This is a genomic window from Chroococcidiopsis sp. CCNUC1 (assembly GCF_023546805.1).
In the GTDB taxonomy this organism is placed as follows: domain Bacteria; phylum Cyanobacteriota; class Cyanobacteriia; order Cyanobacteriales; family Chroococcidiopsidaceae; genus Chroococcidiopsis; species Chroococcidiopsis thermalis.
In genome coordinates this window covers 6,196,663-6,217,587 of record NZ_CP097480.1, presented here as the reverse complement: position 1 = coordinate 6,217,587, position 20,925 = coordinate 6,196,663, and the positions used below count along the sequence as shown (strand labels likewise).

19 protein-coding genes are annotated in these 20,925 nt (G+C 45.8%); 13 read left to right on the top strand and 6 right to left on the bottom strand.

Annotation, left to right across the window (positions count from 1 at the left end):
- Nucleotides 1-63 precede the first annotated feature (63 nt).
- From M5J74_RS28760 to M5J74_RS28735, 6 genes are all read left to right on the top strand, one after another.
- Nucleotides 64-2,370, top strand: a complete 2,307-nt coding sequence (locus M5J74_RS28760) for an ATP-binding protein (protein WP_106168226.1) — start codon at nucleotides 64-66, stop codon at nucleotides 2,368-2,370.
- Nucleotides 2,318-2,764, top strand: coding sequence for a response regulator (locus tag M5J74_RS28755; RefSeq protein ID WP_015157285.1), 447 nt, complete (start codon nucleotides 2,318-2,320; stop codon nucleotides 2,762-2,764). The genes M5J74_RS28760 and M5J74_RS28755 overlap by 53 nt, the downstream gene beginning before the upstream one ends.
- A gap of 64 nt (nucleotides 2,765-2,828) precedes the next feature.
- Nucleotides 2,829-4,034 (top strand): hybrid sensor histidine kinase/response regulator, encoded by a 1,206-nt coding sequence (locus M5J74_RS28750; protein WP_250014706.1) that lies wholly within the window; start codon nucleotides 2,829-2,831, stop codon nucleotides 4,032-4,034.
- Nucleotides 4,035-4,209: 175 nt separating this feature from the next.
- Nucleotides 4,210-6,090, top strand: coding sequence for an aspartate kinase (locus M5J74_RS28745; protein ID WP_250014704.1), 1,881 nt, complete (start codon nucleotides 4,210-4,212; stop codon nucleotides 6,088-6,090).
- A complete protein-coding gene (locus tag M5J74_RS28740) occupies nucleotides 6,090-6,707 on the top strand; it encodes a TVP38/TMEM64 family protein (RefSeq protein ID WP_106168228.1) in 618 nt (205 codons plus the stop codon). Before M5J74_RS28745 ends, M5J74_RS28740 begins: the two co-directional genes overlap by 1 nt.
- A 22-nt stretch (nucleotides 6,708-6,729) precedes the next feature.
- The gene (locus M5J74_RS28735; protein ID WP_106218606.1) at nucleotides 6,730-7,938 is read left to right on the top strand and encodes a chromate transporter; all 1,209 of its coding nucleotides are present in this window, start codon (nucleotides 6,730-6,732) and stop codon (nucleotides 7,936-7,938) included.
- 67 nt (nucleotides 7,939-8,005) lie between these two features.
- Here the strand turns inward: M5J74_RS28735 and M5J74_RS28730 are convergent, their stop codons facing one another.
- From M5J74_RS28730 to gcvT, 4 genes are all read right to left on the bottom strand, one after another.
- A complete protein-coding gene (locus tag M5J74_RS28730; RefSeq protein ID WP_250014702.1) occupies nucleotides 8,006-8,623 on the bottom strand; it encodes an exopolysaccharide biosynthesis protein in 618 nt (205 codons plus the stop codon).
- A 279-nt stretch (nucleotides 8,624-8,902) separates the two neighbouring features.
- On the bottom strand, nucleotides 8,903-11,887 hold the full coding sequence (gene gcvP / locus M5J74_RS28725; RefSeq protein ID WP_250014700.1) for an aminomethyl-transferring glycine dehydrogenase: 2,985 nt from the start codon (nucleotides 11,885-11,887) through the stop codon (nucleotides 8,903-8,905).
- 384 nt (nucleotides 11,888-12,271) lie between these two features.
- On the bottom strand, nucleotides 12,272-12,661 hold the full coding sequence (gcvH, locus tag M5J74_RS28720; RefSeq protein WP_015157278.1) for a glycine cleavage system protein GcvH: 390 nt from the start codon (nucleotides 12,659-12,661) through the stop codon (nucleotides 12,272-12,274).
- Between the two features lie 117 nt (nucleotides 12,662-12,778).
- Entirely contained in the window at nucleotides 12,779-13,912 is a 1,134-nt protein-coding gene (gcvT, locus tag M5J74_RS28715; protein ID WP_250014699.1) for a glycine cleavage system aminomethyltransferase GcvT, read from the bottom strand.
- A gap of 657 nt (nucleotides 13,913-14,569) precedes the next feature.
- Between gcvT and M5J74_RS28710 the strand changes: the two genes are divergently transcribed.
- The 3 genes from M5J74_RS28710 (at nucleotide 14,570) to M5J74_RS28700 (ending at nucleotide 18,044) form a co-directional block, all read left to right on the top strand.
- Nucleotides 14,570-15,415, top strand: coding sequence for a calcium-binding protein (locus tag M5J74_RS28710; RefSeq protein WP_250014697.1), 846 nt, complete (start codon nucleotides 14,570-14,572; stop codon nucleotides 15,413-15,415).
- A gap of 761 nt (nucleotides 15,416-16,176) precedes the next feature.
- A complete protein-coding gene (locus M5J74_RS28705) occupies nucleotides 16,177-17,142 on the top strand; it encodes a calcium-binding protein (protein ID WP_250014695.1) in 966 nt (321 codons plus the stop codon).
- Between the two features lie 53 nt (nucleotides 17,143-17,195).
- The gene (locus M5J74_RS28700; protein ID WP_250014694.1) at nucleotides 17,196-18,044 is read left to right on the top strand and encodes a calcium-binding protein; all 849 of its coding nucleotides are present in this window, start codon (nucleotides 17,196-17,198) and stop codon (nucleotides 18,042-18,044) included.
- 8 nt (nucleotides 18,045-18,052) lie between these two features.
- On the opposite strand, the gene M5J74_RS28695 is transcribed toward M5J74_RS28700, so the two are convergent.
- Complete coding sequence (locus M5J74_RS28695) at nucleotides 18,053-18,196, bottom strand: hypothetical protein (RefSeq protein WP_250014692.1); 144 nt, start codon at nucleotides 18,194-18,196, stop codon at nucleotides 18,053-18,055.
- A gap of 26 nt (nucleotides 18,197-18,222) precedes the next feature.
- Between M5J74_RS28695 and M5J74_RS33170 the strand changes: the two genes are divergently transcribed.
- The 4 genes from M5J74_RS33170 to M5J74_RS28665 are packed head-to-tail and all read left to right on the top strand — an operon-like array spanning nucleotide 18,223 to nucleotide 20,696.
- Nucleotides 18,223-19,293, top strand: a complete 1,071-nt coding sequence (locus M5J74_RS33170; RefSeq protein ID WP_015157274.1) for a calcium-binding protein — start codon at nucleotides 18,223-18,225, stop codon at nucleotides 19,291-19,293.
- Between the two features lie 9 nt (nucleotides 19,294-19,302).
- Nucleotides 19,303-19,488 carry a hypothetical protein gene (locus M5J74_RS28675; RefSeq protein WP_250014690.1) on the top strand — a complete coding sequence of 62 codons (186 nt, stop codon included), beginning with the start codon at nucleotides 19,303-19,305 and terminating at the stop codon, nucleotides 19,486-19,488.
- 40 nt (nucleotides 19,489-19,528) lie between these two features.
- Nucleotides 19,529-20,542, top strand: a complete 1,014-nt coding sequence (locus tag M5J74_RS28670) for a phosphorylase (protein ID WP_250014688.1) — start codon at nucleotides 19,529-19,531, stop codon at nucleotides 20,540-20,542.
- Nucleotides 20,532-20,696 carry a hypothetical protein gene (locus M5J74_RS28665; RefSeq protein ID WP_250014686.1) on the top strand — a complete coding sequence of 55 codons (165 nt, stop codon included), beginning with the start codon at nucleotides 20,532-20,534 and terminating at the stop codon, nucleotides 20,694-20,696. The genes M5J74_RS28670 and M5J74_RS28665 overlap by 11 nt, the downstream gene beginning before the upstream one ends.
- A 27-nt stretch (nucleotides 20,697-20,723) precedes the next feature.
- Here M5J74_RS28665 and M5J74_RS28660 read toward each other — a convergent pair whose 3' ends face one another.
- Entirely contained in the window at nucleotides 20,724-20,891 is a 168-nt protein-coding gene (locus tag M5J74_RS28660; protein ID WP_250014685.1) for a hypothetical protein, read from the bottom strand.
- Between the last annotated feature and the right edge of the window lie 34 nt (nucleotides 20,892-20,925).

Below are 20,925 nucleotides of genomic sequence, written 5' to 3'. Positions count from 1 at the left end.
AACATAGTTTCCATTATTTTGACTTTTAACTTTTAATCTTTGACTTTTCAGGAGAGGCTCTTTGTGTCAGAAAACTTGCAAGTAACAGATGTTGAATTTTCCCTTTGGGATGAAGAACCAGTTCAACTAATTAACCAAATTCAATCACACGGAGTCATTCTAGTTTTAGAAGAGCCAAACCTCAAAATTTTACAAGTCAGTACTAATGCATTTTCTGTTTTTGGAATTTCCCCTGAAGAATTGGTTTTGCAGAATCTAGAAGATCTGCTCGACTCTTATCAAATAGAAAGAATCAAACTAGGACTAGCAGAAGAAAACTTCGATCTGCTCAACCCTATAAAAATTTGGTTGAGACTTAAAGGAGACGATTACGTAGTATTTGACGGCATTTTCCACCGCAACCGCGATAAATTTCTAATTTTAGAATTAGAACCAGCTCTGACTCAAGAAAATATACCATTTTTAAGTTTTTATCACCTAGCTAGAGCCTCAATTAATCGATTAGCAACAACAACAAAATTACAAGATTTCGGTCAAGTTATCGTTCAAGAAGTACGTAAAGTCACGGGATTCGATCGCGTGATGCTCTATAAATTTGACAACGACGGACATGGTGTTGTCATTGCCGAAGAAAAATTAGATGATATGGAAGCTTACTTAGGATTGCACTTTCCCGAGTCGGATATTCCTAAACCAGCAAGAAAACTGTTTTGTTCCAATTGGATTAGAATAATTCCCAACGCTCATGCTAAACCAGTAGAACTTTTTCCTTTAATTAACCCGACAAATTTACGTCCGCTAGATTTGACTCATTCAACCTTAAGAAGTGCATCTTCCTGTCATCTTAAGTACTTACATAATATGGAAGTGGGTGCTTCTTTAACAATTTCTTTAATTAAAGAAGACAAACTTTGGGGGTTAATTGCTTGTCACCATCGATCGCCTAAATATGTATCTTACGAGCTACGTAAAGCTTGCGAGTTTCTCGGACGAATGATTTTTGCCGAAATTTCGGCAATAGAAGAAACAGACGATTACGACTATAACCTTCACATCACATATGTGCGATCGCAACTAGTCGAATATATGTCGCAAGCCGAAAACTGGATTGATGGTTTAGTTAAACAAGAACCGAACTTATTAGAATTAGTTGACGCTCAAGGAGCAGCCATCTATTTTAATAACGAATGGACGACAATTGGGCAAGTTCCAAAGCAAGAGAACTTAAATGTTATCTTACAGTGGTTAAGATACCAGTTTCGAGATGAGGAAGTTTTCTACACGGATACCCTACCACTAGTATTTCCAGAAGCAGAAATTTACAAACATGTTGCTAGTGGCTTGTTAGCGATTCCTATTGCCGACAAAAGCTATATTTTATGGTTTCGTCCTGAAGTCATCCAAACAGTGAATTGGGGTGGTAATCCACATGAGGCATTTGAATTCGGTCGGGAGAATGACAGCGTATATTTGTCTCCCCGCAAATCCTTTCAATTATGGCAAGAAACCGTACAGGGTAAATCTTTGCCGTGGAAGAAAGTAGAAATCAAAGCCGCGATCGATCTGCGTAAAGCCACAATTGAGATAGTTTTAAGACAAGCAGAAGAACTATCACAAATCGCCTACGATTTAGAACGTTCTAATGCCGAACTGAAAAAGTTTGCCTACGTCGCTTCCCACGACTTACAAGAACCATTAAATCAAGTTGCGAATTACGTCCAGTTGTTAGAGATGCGCTATCAAGAACAGCTCGATGAAGATGCTAAAGAATTTATTAGCTATGCGGTATCGGGAGTCAGCCTCATGCAGACGCTCATAGATGACGTACTAGCTTATTCCAAGGTAGATCGACAGAATGTCGAATTTCAACCCGTAGATTTGGAGGTAGCCTTAAAACGCGCTCTCAGTGGCTTACAGGGACGAATTTCAGAAACGGGAGCTACAATTTCTTACGATCCACTACCAACAGTATTAGCAGATAGCACGCAGATGCTTCAGCTATTTCAAAATCTGATTGGGAATGCGATCAAGTTTCGTAGCGACAAGCCACCTATGATTCATATTGGTGTCTCACCACTAGAAGATGCCTGGTTATTTTCCGTTAAAGATAATGGGATCGGTATCGATCCCCAGTTTAGCGATCGCATTTTTGTCATCTTCCAACGCTTGCATACCAGAGATGAATATTCCGGTACGGGAATGGGTTTGGCAATTTGCCAAAAAGTCGTTGAATGCCATCGAGGAGATATCTGGGTGGCTTCAGAATTAGGTCAAGGTGCAACATTCTACTTTACAATTCCCGCCGGAGGTAAGAAATATGAGTACAGGCACGGCAGAAAAACTCAGAACCATTTTCCTAGTAGAGGATAATAAAGCTGATGTCCGCTTGGTGGAAGAAGCACTCAAACGCAGTACCATCCCCAACCAAGTTTTATCTGTACGAAACGGGATGGATGCGATCGCTTTTTTGCGTCAAGAAGGAGAATATACCGACGCACCCCACCCAGATTTAATTCTGCTCGATCTCAACTTACCCAAGAAAGACGGTCGGGAAGTTTTGGCAGAAATTAAAGCCGATCCCCAACTGCGACGTATCCCTGTCGTGATCTTGACTACCTCCAAAAACGAGGAAGATATTTGTCACAGCTACGATTTACACGTCAACTGCTACATTACCAAGTCTCGCAACCTCAGCCAATTGTTTCAAATTGTCAAAGGAATTGAAGAGTTTTGGCTTTCTACCGTAACTTTGCCTGTAAATTAATCCTCGTATGCCGATAATTATGTGTATGACTTTTGACTTTTGACTTCTGACTTTTGACTTCACCATGACTCCGGTAAAAGTTCTGTTGATTGAAGACAACTTGGCAGAAGCCAGACTCATGCGAGAGCTGCTGAAGGAGTCTCCAGTCAAGCAGTTTGAACTAGTACACGCCCAGCGATTGCAGGAAGCGCTCGACCGATTGCAAGAGAATTGCTTTGATGTTGTTCTATTAGACTTAACTCTACCGGATAGCGCTGGGTTAGGATCGCTCATACCATTACTCAAAGCCGTTCCCAGCCTTCCCATCGTCGTGCTGACAAATACGAATGATGACGATCTGGCTCTAGAAGCAGTCCGCCAGGGAGCGCAGGATTATCTTGTCAAACGACAGGTCAATTCAGGCGTGCTGATACGTTCTTTATGCTATGCGATCGAACGCAAGCAGGTAGCTGAAGCGTTAAAAACAGTCAATCAAGCCTTAGAAGTGAGCGTGCAGGAACGCACTGCCGAACTTATGAAAGCAAAAGAAATGAATCAGTTTAAATCTGATTTTGCTTCCATCCTCTCACACGATTTTCGCAGTCCTCTAACGACAATTTTGCTAGCAACTGGATTGCTACAAAATAACGAACAGAAATTAAGCCAAGAAAAAAAGTTCGCTCACTTTCAATTGATTCGTTCTGCCATTAACGACATGGCTAGGCTATTAGATGAATTTTTGCTTTTGAGCCAAGCTGAAGCAGGCAAACTCAAATGCAAGCTCATCCCAATGGAATTAGAGCAGTTTTGCAGCAAACTTGTAGAGGAAGCAAAATTAAGTACCAATGCAAAAGACTCGATCTTAACTTTTTATTGTCAGAATGGCGATCGCTTGCATGGTTCGGTCTGGGATGAGAGTTTGTTAAAACACATTTTAAGTAATTTACTCAACAACGCAATTAAATATTCTCCTGCTGGCGGTCAGGTACAGTTTGAACTGATCGTTGAAGAAAAAACTGCGATCTTTCGATTTCAAGACCAAGGGATCGGTATTCCTCAAGCAGACCAAGCACAGCTGTTTCAGCCTTTTTTTCGCGCTCATAATGCCGAGAAGATTCCTGGGACTGGTTTAGGATTGGCAATTGTGAAAAAATGTGTTACTGCACATAGCGGTGAAATTACCTTGGAAAGCACGGTGGGAATGGGTACGACTTTTACAGTCACCCTACCGTTAATCAAGGGAATCGGCGATGTTTGCCCCGTATTTATGCAATCGATCGAGCAGTTGTAGGAGTGAATTCGGAATTCGGAATTGAAGAGGGTACGAGCTTCTAATTTCGCGATCGCCGCTCAACTCGCGTTAATCTTATATAGTCAGGAGTGACACGCTCCTAAAATCTCAGTTCTCGATCCCCTTAACCCCCATAAAAAGGGGAAATTTGTTAATTGCTCATTGTTTCAAAGTTATGGCTCTGATTGTCCAGAAATACGGTGGTACTTCGGTCGGTTCGGTGGAACGCATTCAAGCTGTGGCAGATCGCGTTCTCCAAACAGTGAAAGCAGGAAACGCTTTGGTGGTTGTCGTTTCTGCGATGGGTAAGTCTACCGATGCACTGGTCAAACTAGCGCATGAAGTTTCCGCTAATCCCAGTCGCCGGGAAATGGATATGTTGCTCTCAACAGGAGAACAGGTGACGATTGCCCTGTTAAGCATGGCATTACAAGAATTGGGACAACCAGCAATTTCGCTCACGGGCGCTCAAGTGGGGATCGTCACCGAAGCAGAACACACGCGGGCGCGGATCTTACACATTCAAACATCTCGGATTGAAAAGCAACTGAAAATTGGTAAAGTTGTGGTTGTTGCTGGGTTTCAAGGTATTACCAGTACGGAAGAATTAGAAATTACCACCTTGGGGCGGGGTGGCTCCGATACTTCAGCCGTAGCGCTAGCAGCAGCACTTCGCGCCGATTGTTGCGAAATTTATACAGATGTTCCAGGGATTCTGACCACAGATCCCCGTCTCGTCCCAGAAGCGCAGTTAATGACAGAAATTACTTGCAACGAGATGCTAGAACTTGCCAGTTTGGGGGCAAAGGTCTTACATCCGAGAGCGGTAGAAATTGCTCGTAATTACGGCGTACCCCTGGTCGTGCGTTCCAGTTGGACGAGCGATCCTGGAACTTGGGTGGTTTCGCCCAAACCTCAACCCCGTCCGCTGGTAGATTTAGAAATTGCCCGTCCGGTTGATGGGGTAGAACTGGACGCAGATCAAGCTAGAATTGCTTTGTTGCGCGTCCCCGATCGCCCAGGAATAGCGGCACGGCTATTTAGCGAGATTGCCCGTCAAGGCTTAGACGTAGATTTGATCGTCCAGTCGATCCACGAAGGCAACAGCAACGACATTGCTTTTACCGTCACGAGTTCGCTACTCAGGCAAACAGAAGCAGTCGCCGCCGCGATCGCACCCGTGTTGCGCTCCCATCCCGACCCGAAATCGGAGGAAGCAGAAGTGATGGTGCAGCCGCACATTGCCAAAGTCAGCATCGACGGGGCAGGCATGATCGGTCGTCCTGGGGTAGCGGCGCAAATGTTTTCGACCCTAGCTGAGGCAGGAGTTAACATTCAAATGATCTCTACCTCAGAAGTCAAAGTCAGTTGCGTTATCGATGCCAGCGACGGCGATCGCGCTGTCGCAGCCCTGCGATCTGCTTTTGGTGTGGGAGACGAGCGGATTGAGGTGAAAGGACAAGGGGACAAGGGAGACAAGGGAGACAAGGGAGACAAGGGGGACAAGGGAGACGAGGAAGAAAAAACTACCAACTACCAATTACCCACTCCCCCAGTACGCGGTGTAGCCTTAGACATCAACCAAGCCCGTTTAGCAATTCTCCAAGTACCGGATCGCCCTGGGTTAGCAGCGAGATTGTTCGGATTGTTGGCGCGGGAGAATATTAGCGTGGATACGATTATTCAATCTCAACGCTGTCGGATTGCGGACGGCGTGCCGAAGCGGGATATTGTTTGTACGGTAGCGCAGATGGATGCGGCAGCTGCGAAGCAAGCCTTAGAACAAGCAGCGTCGGAGCATGGCTGGGGACAAGTCGTGGTAGATACTGCGATCGCTAAGGTCAGCGTCGTCGGTGCGGGAATGGTCGGTCAACCAGGAGTCGCGGCAAAGATGTTTGCTGCCTTGGCACGAGAACAAATTAATATTCAAATGATCGCGACTTCCGAAATTAAAATTAGTTGTGTCGTCGCTCAAGAACAAGGAGTTGCCGCACTCCAGGCAATTCATGCTGCTTTTGGGTTGAGTGGTAGCGGTGCAATTCAAGTCTCGGCGTGATGGAGATTAATTTACCAGAACTGTTACGGCAAGCTTTGCAAGGAATAGAAAATCTTGGTGCTATAGGCGCGATCGCGTTTATCTTGCTGTACGTCATTGCCACGGTTGCTTTGATTCCAGGCACAATTCTTACCTTGGGTGCGGGGGTTGTTTACGGGGCAGTTTTCGGTTCGATTTATGTATTTATTGGTGCGACTTTGGGAGCCACCGCAGCTTTTTTAGTTGGGCGTTATCTGGCGCGGGGATGGGTGGCAAAAAAAATTGCCAGTCAGCAAAAATTTCAAGCCATTGACGAGGCAGTTGGAAAAGAGGGATTCAAAATTGTTTTGTTAACCAGACTTTCACCAATATTTCCCTTTAGCCTGTTAAACTACGCTTTTAGCATCACTCAAGTTTCGCTCAAAGATTATTTCCTTGGCTCGGTGGGAATGTTGCCTGGGACAGTCATGTATGTTTATCTTGGCTCTCTAGCTGGTAGCCTTGCCACAATTAGCAGTAGCGATCGCCCCACCAATTCAACTGTCGTATGGATAATTCGGATAATTGGTTTTATTGCTACGGTAACGGTAACTCTGTACGTGACTCGGATCGCTCGTAAAGCGTTGGCGAAATTGTAGAAAAACTGATAACTGATAACCGATGTCTCAGGAAACTGAAGGAATTCGACCGGAAGAACAGCAAATTCCCTATACTGCCCTCAATTCGCAGCAAAAAAAGCAAAGACTGCGAGAATTAGCAGTAGTATTTCTCAAGTTAGGTACGATCGCCTTTGGTGGTCCCGCCGCACATATCGCCATGATGGATGATGAGGTGGCAAAGCGCAGGCAGTGGATGAGTCGCGAGAAACTACTCGATTTGCTGGGCGTAACTAACTTAATTCCCGGACCCAATTCTACAGAACTAGCTATTCACATCGGCTACGAACGGGCAGGATGGCGCGGTTTGATTATCGCGGGAACCTGCTTTATTTTACCTGCCATGTCGATCGTCTGGGTATTGGCGATCGCCTACAAGCAATACCAAACTTTACCCCAAGCTGAAGGATTGCTCTACGGGATCAAACCCGTTATCATCGCGATCGTCTTACAAGCATTGTGGAAGTTAGGTCAAAAAGCAATTAAGGACGTACCAACGGGGATAGTAGCAGTAGCGGTCATAGTCGCCTTTTTTTTTGGCTGGGATGAAATCGTATTGCTGTTACTGGCGGGACTGAGTGTGATGTTGGTAAAAAGTCTGGGGCGTAGTCGGGGTAATGCGGCAGCTTGGCTGTTGCCGCTATCTTTGCCGCTGGCACAAGCAGGTCATACAACCCCTACTCCACCTGTAGGCTGGCTGAATGTGTTTCTATTTTTCCTCAAAATTGGTTCGGTGCTGTACGGCAGTGGTTATGTTTTACTTGCCTTTTTGCAACGAGATTTGGTAGAACGCAATCAGTGGCTAACATCTCAACAGCTTTTAGATGCAGTTGCGATCGGTCAATTTACCCCTGGTCCCGTGTTTACTACTGCTACTTTCATCGGCTATCTTTTAGCTGGTCATGCAGGGGCGATCGCGGCTACAATCGGAATTTTTCTGCCTGCATTTGTACTGGTCGGTATTATCAATCCCTGGGTTCCAAAACTACGTCAATCTACTTTAGTTGGTGGTTTTTTAGATGGAGTGAATGCTGCATCTTTGGGCTTGATGGCTGTTGTTTCATATACTTTGGGACGCACAGCATTGATAGATATCGTGACTGTAGTTTTAGCAATTGTTAGCGCGATCGCTGTTTTCCGCTTCAAGATTAATTCTGCTTGGCTAGTTTTAGCTGGGGGAATTATTGGCTTAATCTTACAATTAGTAAGGTAAAAAATCTCCCCAACTTCTATTTCATTATTAAAAATATTGGGGTATTAATGCGTGACTTTTAATTTGACTAAAAATTAAGTTGTTGTCGGAGTTGTTGAAAAGAACTTCTCAAACTATTAGCAACAAAACCGATCGCGCTGACCATGACTGCCAGAATAATACTAGCTGCCACGACTCCCACAATGACGAGTAAGCCATCACCTTCACTCATACCTAGACTAATGACAACGATCGCGATCGCGGGCAGCATATTTCCTAGCGGGATAGGCAAGGCAATAACTATCGCCATCAACAAAATAAATAATCCTAACAACCTTTGCGCCAATCGCGAAGTGATAAAACCCCAACGGGGACGGACGATTTTTTCAGCTTTTGCGAGGTAATTCAGCCCTTTTTCTACTACCTTAGCTAAATTTTTTTGCTTCCAACGCCGTTTAGCTAGCCATTTTGGTAGATAAGGACGAGAAAAACCCAAACTTAATTGCGCCGAAACCAGCATTAACGGAATTGCAATAATCGCCGATACACCCGCCACAGGGAGGGGTAATGCTTCTGGTAAAGCGCAGATGACCAGTAAAGGACCATAAGCGCGATCGCCCAACTCTACCACTAACTCCCCCAAACTGACATACTCTTGTTCGGCGTGCCGTTCTAGAAACTGCCGCAGCAATCTGGAAGTGTGCAAGCCTGGGGAGGATTTGGTCGTAGAAGGCATGATAACGGAGGGACAAGGGGGACAAGGGGGACAAGGGGGACAAGGAAGACAAGGGGGAACTCGCTCTTCCCCGCGACCGAAGGGAGTGGGGATTAGGGGGCGAAGGGGGACAAGGGAGAAAGAAATTTACAATCTCCACACCCGACAACGCCAGTTGCTACGACGGGGGGCGACGAAGTCCGCGATCGCGCTACCCCCGCAACGCACCGACCTCCCGCACTGGCTCCCCTACACCCCACACCCTATACCCTACACCCCAGAATACGCCTCCATCGGTTGGCAGGAACAGACGAAATTGCGATCGCCAAAAGCACTATCAATTCGTCCCACGGCAACCCAGAACTTGTGTTCTCGCGTCCAGGGGGCGGGATATGCGGCTTGTTCGCGGGTGTAAGGATGTTGCCAATCGCTTGCTAGCAAACTTTCGGCAGTATGGGGAGCATTTTTTAATAAATTATCTTCCCGACTGACTTTACCCGCTTCAATTTCAGCAATTTCCTGGCGAATCGCAATCATGGCATCGCAGAATCGATCCAATTCTTCCTTCGATTCGCTTTCTGTGGGTTCTACCATCATCGTCCCTGCAACGGGCCAAGAAATTGTTGGGGCGTGGAAGCCGTAGTCCATCAAGCGTTTGGCAATGTCTTCGACTTCAATTGAGGCAGTTTTCTTGAGCGATCGCAGATCTAAAATACACTCGTGGGCGACAAAACCAGCTTTACCCTTGTACAGTACGGGGTAGTATGGCTCTAGTCTGCGGGCGATGTAGTTGGCGTTGAGGATTGCTACTTTAGTCGCCTCTGTTAACCCCTCACCGCCCATCATGGCGATGTACATCCACGAAATTGTCAGGATGCTAGCACTGCCCCAAGGTGCAGCGGAAATAGCTCCAATCTTGGAGGGGTGAGGAGTGAGGAGTGAGGGATGAGTATCGCTACTGATTTGGGCAATAGAAGTGTCAGGGAGGAAGGGGGCGAGGTGAGTTGCTACACCAATTGGACCCATCCCAGGACCACCACCACCGTGAGGGATACAGAAGGTTTTGTGCAGGTTGAGATGACAGACATCTGCCCCAATATCCCCAGGGCGACACAAACCGACTTGGGCGTTGAGATTTGCCCCATCCATGTAGACTTGTCCGCCGTAAGCATGGACGATCGCGCAAATGTCTTTAATTTGTTCTTCAAACACGCCGTGGGTGGAGGGATATGTCACCATCAACGCGGCGAGTTCGTCTTTGTGCTTTTCCGCCTTTGCCTGCAAATCTTCTATGTCTACGTTACCTTGTTCGTCACAGGCGATCGCCACCACTTTCATCCCCGCCATCACCGCACTAGCTGGGTTCGTACCGTGGGCAGATTGGGGAATCAAACAAATATTCCGATGTCCTTCTCCCCGACTTTCATGGTAGTGTCGAATCGTCAGCAGACCAGCATATTCACCCTGCGAACCAGCGTTAGGTTGCAGAGAAACCGCAGCAAAACCCGTAATTTCCGCTAACCATGCTTCTAACTGCTGGAACAAAATCTGATACCCTCGCGTTTGCGACAGCGGGGCAAACGGATGCAGATTGCCAAATTCCTGCCAGGTGACGGGCATCATCTCTGCCGTTGCATTCAGTTTCATCGTGCAGGAACCCAAGGGAATCATCGATGTTGTCAAGGACAAATCCTTTGCCTGCAATCGATAAATGTATCGCAGCAATTCTGTTTCCGAATGGTAGCGATTGAAAACAGGATGGGTGAGAAATTCGCTGGTGCGAGTCAGTTCTGTGGGTGCTTGTAGGGGCGGGTTTTGCCGAGATCTCTGACTACCCCCAGATCGATCTGTCAAACCCGCCCCCAATTCTTCGATGGTGAAGGGTAGGCTGTCATTACCTGCGAAAATCTCGAATAGGTCGGTTAAATCGGCTTCTGCGATCGTTTCATCTAAAGAGATACCTACAGACTTTTCATCAAATATTCGTATATTGATTTTCTTAGCTTGGCAAGCCTGCAAAATATCATCTAAGTTATGACTGACCAAATTAATTCGTAATGTATCGAAGAAAGATTCTGAACTGATGGTATAGCCTAGCTGCTTTAATCCTGCTGCCAAAATTGCTGTAAGTTTGTGGATTCTGGTAGCAATTTGCTTCAGTCCTTGGGAACCGTGATACACCGCATACATCGAAGCCATGACTGCCAGTAAGACCTGCGCCGTGCAAATATTACTGGTGGCTTTGTCGCGGCGGATATGTTGTTCGCGAGTTTGTAGTGCTAGGCGTAAGGCTGTTTTCCCGTGGATATCTTTAGAAACTCCGACAATCCGCCCTGGAACTTGTCGCTTAAATTCTTCTTTCGTGGCGAAATATGCTGCATGGGGTCCGCCATAACCCATCGGTACGCCGAAGCGCTGCGTGCTGCCTACCGCAATATCAGCACCCCACTCTCCTGGGGGAGTCAATAAAGTTAAACTCAAAGGGTCGGCGGCGACAGTGACCAATGCCCCGGCAGCATGGGCTTGTTCCACAAATGCCCGATAGTCGTAAATCGTACCGTCACTGGCTGGGTATTGCAGCAACACGCCAAATACTGGCACGTCAAACTTAAAAGTTTGGTGGTCGCCAACAATCACGTTAATTCCCAGTGGTCTAGCACGGGTCTGCACGACTTGAATTGTCTGCGGATGGCAGTTCTGAGAGACAAAGAAAGCTTTTGCCTTCGTTTTGCACAGACCATAACTCATAGTCATGGCTTCGGCGGCGGCTGTGCCTTCGTCCAGCAAAGAAGCGTTAGCAATTTCCAAACCCGTCAAGTCAATAATTGTCGTTTGGAAATTCAGCAGCGCCTCTAGTCGTCCCTGAGCAATTTCTGGTTGGTAGGGAGTATAAGCAGTGTACCAGCCTGGGTTTTCCAAAATATTGCGCTGAATTACTGGTGGAGTAATGCAGCCGTAATATCCCATACCAATAAACGATCGAAATACTTGGTTTTTCGAGGCGATCGCCTTTAACTGCGCCAAAGCCGCATACTCGCTGCGATCGCCTTCCAATTGCAGCGATCGCTGTTGGCGAATGGCTTGCGGCACTGTCCGGTCAATCAAAGCATCAAGGGTCGGTAGCCCTAACACTTCTAGCATTTGCTCAACCTCAATCGGTTGAGGTCCAATGTGTCTTTGTCGAAATGAAATTGACTCGCTGCTTATTTGTTTTTGCTGCCGATCGCGTTGAATACGAGGACTGTCTAGTACCACAAATAGCTTCTCCAGTAGTGTCTTATTAATATTCTGCAATATTTCGTTCGGTTCTCAGTTATCGAAGAAGTCAGTTGTTAATCAGGGAGCAAGGAGCAGTTATCAGTGACCAGTGACCAGTGACCAGTTATCAGTGAACAAAGGGTACGGGGTGTGGGGTGTGGGAAATTTGTTGTTGGTTGTTGGTTGTTGGTTGTTATTCTCCCTTGTCTCCCTTGTCCCCCTTGTCTCCCTTGTCTCCCCCCTCTCCCTTGTCTCCCTTGTCCCCCTTGTCTCCCTTGTCTCCCCCTCTCCCTTGTCCCCCTTGTCCCCCTTGTCCCCTTGTCCCCCTTGTCCCCCTTGTCCCCTTGTCCCCCTTGTCCCCCTTGTTTACCCAGCCCCTCGCTACGCTCCCTCTACCTGGGTACGGTATTCTTCAGCAGTTAGCGCCTCGTCTAATTCGCTGGCATCTTCGACACGCACTTTCAGTAACCAGCCTTCGCCATAGGGATCGTCCGCTAGTTGTTCTGGTGTCTCCAGCACAGTTTCATTGCGTTCGACGACCGTACCAGTCACGGCGCAGTACATATCTTCTACGGCTTTGACTGATTCGACAGAACCAAAGGTTTCTCCCTTAGTGACGCGATCGCCAACTTCAGGAAGTTCCAGAAATACAATGTCACCTAGCTGATCGACAGCAAAAGCAGAAATGCCAATCGTAGCGATATCGCCATCCATGCGGACGTATTCGTGCGAGTCAAGATATTTTAGGTCGCTTGGATATTCCAACTCCATGTCAGTTCCTCAACCAAATCGCGGATCTATCGTTAATTAATATGCTTTACTATAGACGCGATCGCCTATCTATTTGTAGAGACGTAGCATGCTACGTCTCTACAAAAAATCAAATATTTATTTTCCCGGACGATTCTTAGCCCGATAGAAGGGTTTTTTCACAACTACCGCTGGATAGGTCTTACCTCTGATTTCTACGTCTAAGGTTTGCCCTGGCTGGCTGAGGGGTGTAGGAACGTAAGCAAGGGCGATCGGATAGCCTAAAGTAGGGGATAAAGTGCCGCTGGTAATCTCTCCTACGACTTTACCTTCAGATAAGACTTGGTATCCGTGGCGGGCAATGTGTCGCCCTGGCATTTGCAACCCTACTAATCGTCGTGAAACTCCGTTTGTTTTCTGTTGCTCTAGGATATCGTGCCCGATAAAGTCGCCTTTGGTGTCGAGGTGGACGAGCCAGCCTAAACCTGCTTCTAAGGGAGTGGTATTATCATCAATGTCTTGTCCGTAAAGTGCCATAGCTGCCTCTAATCGTAGGGTGTCTCTCGCCCCTAGTCCACAGGGAATGACTCCGGCTTGAGCGAGCGATCGCCACACCTTCACGCCTGCTTCTGGTTCTAACATCACTTCAAATCCATCTTCTCCGGTATAACCAGTCCGAGCCATAAAACTCGGTTCTCCTAGTATCTTTGTTTCTAAATGCCCGAAGGCTTTGACTTGAGATAAGTCTGCTTCTACCAAGTTTTGCAAATGTGCTACAGCTTGCGGTCCTTGCACTGCAATTAAGATTTTCTGGCGTGAAATGTCTTGTAGTTCTACCTGCTCTGGGTCGAGGTGTTGCAACAACCATTTTTTATCTTTACTGGTGGTTGCCGCATTGACGATCAATACTCCTTGCTGCGTATCATTATCTTCTCCCTGATAGTAGAAGATGATGTCATCGATAATTCCGGCTTGCGGATTTAATAGCACCGTGTACTGTGCTTCTCCCGATCGCAACCGACTCAAATCGGAGGGGACTAAGTTTTGCAGTTGAGCGACTAGCTGTTTTCCCCGTAGGACGAATTTACCCATGTGGGAAATATCAAACATTCCCGCCGTTGTCCTGACCGCAGCATGTTCTTGTCCGATCCCAACAAACTGCACGGGCATTTCCCAGCCACCAAAACTCGTTAACCTTGCCTTCAGCTCTAAAGCGAGGTGATAGAGGGGTGTTTGCGCTAGAGGTAGGGCAGTTTCTTCTTGATTAGCCACAGATAGTCTTGTCGTTGTAGGTGAATCTTTATCTATCCTACGGAAACATTAGGTGTACGGGAAAGTCAAGATTTTTATCCCAAGTATCAAAATACACTTTTTCTGAATTTAAGTAAGATGATTAAGAAAAATCAGGAAATTTGTTTCCTCTATCGGCTTATGCATGTAGAGCGATATTTTTTACATAAAATGGTACTTGGCTTGGCAAAAAAAGGTTGGCTATAGATTGTAGCCTTATTAAGGTTTAATAATTGTTAATTTACTCGTGTTTATACATATTTATTTTTTCCAAAGTTGCGATCGCACTCACTTTTTTTATAGTCAAATTTAAAAAACATAAGTTTACTGTGTTTTGTTTTATACATAAAACAAGGGCTTGAAATACAGATATCTAAGGCACAAACACGTTAGATACGAATATTTCTTCTGAAAATCCCAAATATATAAAGATAGCGATCGCAAAATATAAAGAATATGTAAACTGAGTGGGTTGGTTCGGGAAATATAAAAACTGGCTTTGTATCCTACCCGCATGAAATAGCCAGCAAAACTCAGTCATTCCTATGGTTTATGGATGACAAGTTTGTGCTGGCAATTGAGACACACCAAGACTAACTTTTTACGATTTACGACTATTTTGAGTGAGGGATTGACATCATGTCCGTAATATTTGGTACAGATTTAGACGATTCCTTAACTGGTGGAGACGGCAACGACAGAATCTATGGCAAAGCCGGAAATGACAACCTTAACGGGAATAAAGGCAACGATCTCCTTTATGGTGGAGTAGGTGACGATCGCCTGTTGGGTGGAGATGGCAAAGACACCTTATATGGCAATGAAAATAACGATTTTTTGAATGGCGATGCAGGTGATGATACCTTGTACGGGGGTAGCGGTAACGATACCTTGTACGGGGGTAACGATAACGATACCTTGTACGGCGATGCAGGTAATGACTTTCTCAACGGTTATGTCGGTAACGATCGCTTATACGGCGGCTATGGGAACGATGATTTAGAAGGTTCGTTTGGTAACGATGTTGTCAATGGTGGAGCTGGAGATGACATCATTAATGGTGCGGGTGGTTTTGGACTAGAGCTATTTAGTAGTGCCAGTCGCGGATCTAACGAAATTGATACCCTTACAGGTGGAGCCGGAAAAGATAAGTTTAGACTTGAATCCAGTGGTGCTGGACGCGATGGTCGAGGTGTTTCCTATCGCTATGGCAACAACGACTATGCCTTAATTACTGACTTTAATTTGAATGAAGATATCATTACACTCAGTAGCAATGATATCTCTGGACCATCATTTCTGTTTACAGATGTCACCTATAGTTTGGGTGCATCGCCTGATGGTTTGCCATCGGGAACGGGAATTTACGCTCAATTTGCTAACAATACGAGTGCAGCACCAGATCTAATTGCCATCTTACAAGGTGTTTCTCCCGACACGCTTGATTTGAATGCATCCTACTTCCAGTATATTCGGTATTCTTAATAATCAGTTTTGCCTTACTCAAGCTTAACTGAACAAGGCGATCGCTGACTTGCCAAAATTGCGATCGCCTATCTATATCGCGGCGCACTGAGTTAAAAAAAACTCGGTAATTTTGTGTAGCATTCACGCGATCGATCCGCTCTAATTTTAGTAGATAAACTAACGTTTTATTTATGTCTCAGTATTTCCACTTGATTTAACTCTATTCGTGCTGTAGCGAATTCTATCTAAGTCATAAGCTTGTCACTTTGGCTATTGAGAAATGGTTCTTCGATGTACGTTATTCAGTGCTATCAACCATCAACTATCAACTATTAACAGCTACCACGGAAAGTTTACAGCTAAAATTGATACGTTCTATCTTAGTTAATGGCTAGGCTTTTTTAGCTTATTCAAATAGAGAAAAATGGACAAAAACATTTGTTAAAAAAATATGATAAATGAGATGAAATAACGTAGAAATAGCATTATATTGTCAGTATTACCGCATCAGTTTAACTTGCAAAATATCCAGTTTTTTGTAGATCGACTGTGTTACTTGTAAGTAAAGACAAAGCGCGATAATTTATCGAGGATTGCATCAATTAACTTCAGTAAGTCGATCGCTTACTAGTTTTTGGCTGGGCATATATTTAACGCTTTAATTCATTGAAAGCCAAACACTATTTGGATAGTTTTGTTGTGGCAATTTGAAAGGCGATCGCAGGGTAAAAACATCTACATAAACTAATTAGAATTCTTAGAATTCAAGGTTGCTCGACATGGCAAATATCTTTGGTACGAACTTAGACGATACCTTAACTGGTACGGATGGCAACGACGGCATCTATGGCAAAGCCGGAAAAGATACCATATCTGGCGGTTTAGGTGGCGACATTTTAGATGGTAGTCATGGTGCAGACACCCTCAAAGGTGAAGACGGAAATGACACCTTGTATGGTGGTGCTGGGAGCGATCGCCTCTATGGTGGTGCTGGTGACGATAACTTGCAAGGAGGAGCTGATAACGACACCTTATATGGTGGTGCTGGGAGCGATCGCCTCTATGGTGGTGCTGGTAACGACGAAATTTATGGCGATTACTACAGTGAGGTAGGCAACGATCGCCTCTATGGTGGTGCTGGAAGCGATCGCATTGCTGGTGGTGCTGGAAGCGACGAAATTTATGGTGAGGATGGCGATGACATCATCAGCGGCGGACTCATCGGTAATAGCAGCAATGATAACGACCGCTTGTACGGTGGTAAAGGCAAAGACACCTTAGTTGGAGAGTTCGGTAACGACTCTTTAAATGGAGGCGATGGAGACGACTACATCAATGGTGCTGGAGGAAGAGTATTTCACTGGGATGGTGATGTCAGTCGTGGCAGAGGTGAAATTGATACTCTGACAGGTGGAGCGGGAAAAGATTCATTTATCCTTACGGGAGGCTCTGGACGGTCTGGTGTAGGACCTTCTTACATAGGTAATGGCAATGGTGACTACGCTCTCATTACCGACTTCAACAAGAACGAAGATGTCATCTCGCTAGCCAAAACTGAGAGCAGTCCCGTAGTCTATCCCCCAGTCACAATCGAATACAGTCTGGGTGCAGTACCGGAAGGTTTACCGCAGGGAACGGGAATATATGCGAACAACTTAGGAGCGCAACCAGATCTCATTGCGATCTTGCAAGGAGTTTCTCCCGACTCCGTAAGTTTAAGCGGGTCTTATTTCCAGATTTCCTAAGTGCTAGTTTTTTTGATTGCTACGTAGACTAATTAAGATTAAAGGCTGATGACATGGCAAATATCTTTGGTACGAACTTAGACGATACCTTAACTGGTACGGACAGCAACGACAGAATCTATGGCAAAGCTGGAAAAGATTTTATTGATGGGAACAAAGGCAACGATCTCCTTTATGGTGGAGCGGGTGACGATCGCCTGTTGGCTAGAGATGGCAGAGACATCTTATATGGTGATGAGGGAAATGACTATGTAGATGGCGGCGCTGGTAATGACAAATTATGTGGCGGTGCTGGCGATGACAGCTTGTTCGGCGACAACGATGACGATATCTTGTATGGCAACTCCGGTAACGACTCTCTCAATGGTTATTACGGTAACGATCGCCTATATGGTGGCGATGGTAACGATTACTTAACCGGTTCGTTTGGTAATGATTTTGTCAATGGTGAAGCTGGGGATGACACCGTTAATGGTGCGCGTGGTTTCTCAGGTTCTATTGGTAGCGGAGCCAGCCTCGGACTTGGCGAAATTGACACCCTTACGGGTGGAGCCGGAAAAGATAGATTTGAACTTGCTGGTAACAGTGCTGGACGCGATCCTAGAGGTCCTTATTATCTTGGTAGCAATGACTATGCTCTAATTACTGATTTCAATTTGAATGAAGATGTTATTACGCTCAGCCGTAACTACATCCAGCCACTATCTTCATCTCTCTCATCAGAAGTTACTTATAGTCTGGGTGCAGCGCCTGACGGTTTACCGCAAGGAACGGGAATATACGCTCAATTAGTCAATAATCCGAGCGCATCGCCAAACCTAATTGGAATTTTGCAGGGTGTTTCTCCCGAATCTCTGAATTTGAATGCATCGTACTTTCAGTACATTCAGTATTCTAGTTGAGGACTTTTCTAGCTAATAGTAGTTTTTGGCTGGACGGAGCGATCGCTTGCATAGTTGCATTGATTAGCTCGTCTTTGCTGAAGTTTCAAGCTGACTTGAGATGTTTTTGTAGCGCTCGAACAAGCGATCGCAGGGTAAATATATCTACGCATACTCATCAAAAGCGAGAATTTTTATTATGGCAAATATCTTTGGTACGAACTTAGACGATACCTTAACTGGTACAGATAGCAACGACAGAATCTATGGCAAAGCTGGAAAAGACACAATATCCGGTTTAGGTGGGGACGATCGCCTCTATGGTGGTGCAGGTGACGACTCTCTAAGTGGTGGAGATGGTAACGATACCTTATGTGGTGACGAAGATAACGATTCTCTGGGGGGTGGCAGCGGTAATGACACGTTGTACGGTGGCAGTGGCAATGACAAGCTATACGGTGGCGACGGAAACGACACCTTACAAGGAGGCAACGGCAATGACTATATAGAAGGTGGATTTGGTGAAGATGTCATCTATGGTGGTCAAGGCGACGATGTAATAGTAGGAGATCTCGACGATTATCGAATCAGAACTGGTGATAGCGATCGCATCTATGGCGGTGCTGGTGACGATTCGATTTACGGTCGCTATGGTAACGATTCGATTTATGGCGATGATGGCGACGATCTCCTGGCTGGCGATGGCTATGGAGTCATTTCTGGTCCTGATTATGGTGTGAGAAAAGACGACAACGATCGCATATATGGAGGTAATGGCAAAGATATATTAGTTGGCGAGTTCGGGAGTGATGTTTTAGATGGAGGATCTGGGGACGATCTCTTGATTGGTGCTGGTGGTGGATGGTTACGCGGTACTGTTGATTCCAGCCGTGGCGATTCAGAGAAAGATGTTTTAACAGGAGGATCGGGAAAAGATACATTTGTCCTTGCAGGTAGTGGCGGAAGACCTGGTTCAGGAACTTACTATGAAGCAGGGGATAGCTACGCTTTGATAACTGACTTCAATAAGTATGAAGATACAATCTTTTTGGCAAAAACCAACCGCCCTGTAACTGAATCTCAGTACATAATTGAATACAGTTTGGGCGCAGCACCGGAAGGCTTGCCAGCAGGCACGGCAATCTATGCAAATAATGTAGGAGAAACCCAACCAAATCTGATTGCGATCTTGCAGGGTATTTCACCCGATTCTATAAATCTGAATGCGTCCTACTTCAAGATTAGCGACGAGTACGTTCGGTATAGTTAATTGCTGTCTGTGAGTGACATTTGTATGGGCGCACGGCTGTGCGCCCATACAGAGCGTGTGTTTTACCCAATTGAAAACTGCTCTGACTGTACGATCGCCTACCTCGATCGCGTACCATCATACGACAAGAGTTATTTTGTGTTAGAGCGCGGCGATCGAGTACATTATTGGGTAAAGCTAGGGCGAGAAGCCTAAAGTTACGCTGCCGATCCAAAATTTGATAATGCAAGAGGACATGAATGCACGCGGAATAATACTACAACCTGGGACGCTACTGGATAGGGCGATCGCAATAACCCAACATGCCCTTGAACGCGGGGCTCTAGTCACCATTCCCACCGAATATCAGTTTGTAGAACAGCAAGGCGTGCGTTTCCTGGTCAGAACAGCCACCAATCTCAATCGCAAAGACGAGGCAAAGCAAAAACAGGATCGGCAAAATGCTACGACTGATAAAGACTTTAATCCCTTTCTACCCTACGATAAAAACTTATACGTAGCAGACATCTCCGAAACTCATGTTTGTTTGTTAAATAAATTCAATGTCGTCGATTGTCACCTGTTGCTAATTACCCGCGCCTTTGAAGAACAAGAAGCCTTACTAACTCTCGCTGATTTTACTGCCATGTGGGTATGTCTGGCGGAATTTAACGGACTGACATTCTACAACGGTGGCAAGACAGCAGGCGCAAGCCAACGTCACAAACATTTGCAGATCGTTCCCCTGCCACTCACACCCGCAGATTTTCCTCAAATTCCCCTCGAACCTTTGTTGGTAACTACTAATCGCGGTACAGTCGAAACTCTACCCAGCTTGCCTTTTGTCCATGCTTTCGTACAACTAGAACCAATTCAAACAAAATCTCCTCAAGCAGCTGCCACAGTAACGCTCAATTATTACTACCAAATGCTCAATGCAGTGGGGCTAAAGCATGACATCGGCTCGAAGAACATCCAAGCAGGAGCTTACAACTTGCTCGTAACGCGCCAATGGATGCTGCTGATTCCCCGTTCCCAAGAAAGCTTTGAGTCGATTGCCATCAACTCTTTGGGATTTGCTGGCACAATGTTCGTGCGTAACGATCGACAAATGCAAATCTTAAAAGAATTAGGACCGATGCGCGTGTTGAGTCAGGTGGGAATATTGAAAAGCGAGTCGGGAGTCGGGAGTCGGGAAGAAGAGGACAAGGGAGACAAGGGAGACAAGGGGGAACTCGGGGACCCCACGACCGAAGGGAGTGGGGATTAGGGGGCGAAGGGGGACAAGGGGGACAAAGGAGAAGAGAGCAGAGGGAGCAGAGGAGACTAGGAGCAGAGGAGCGACAACTAACAACCAACAACCAACAACCAACAACAAATTTCCCACACCCCACGTCCCACACCCTTTCTTCACTGATAACTGACAACTGATAACTGACAACTGAATATATCTATCGTAGGAGAGATTTATTCAGAGTGGCTGTCTCCCTTAAGTTAAGTTTTAGAGGGAGCGATGTTTCTGTCGGCGTTGGAGTGAGCAGTAGAATGGTGACACTGTTTTGGCATAGCAAGCGATCGCTTTCAACCTGAGACAGAAACATATGGCTAACTTGCGTCACAGTCAATTACCTAGTAAGAGTTGCTAGCGCGATC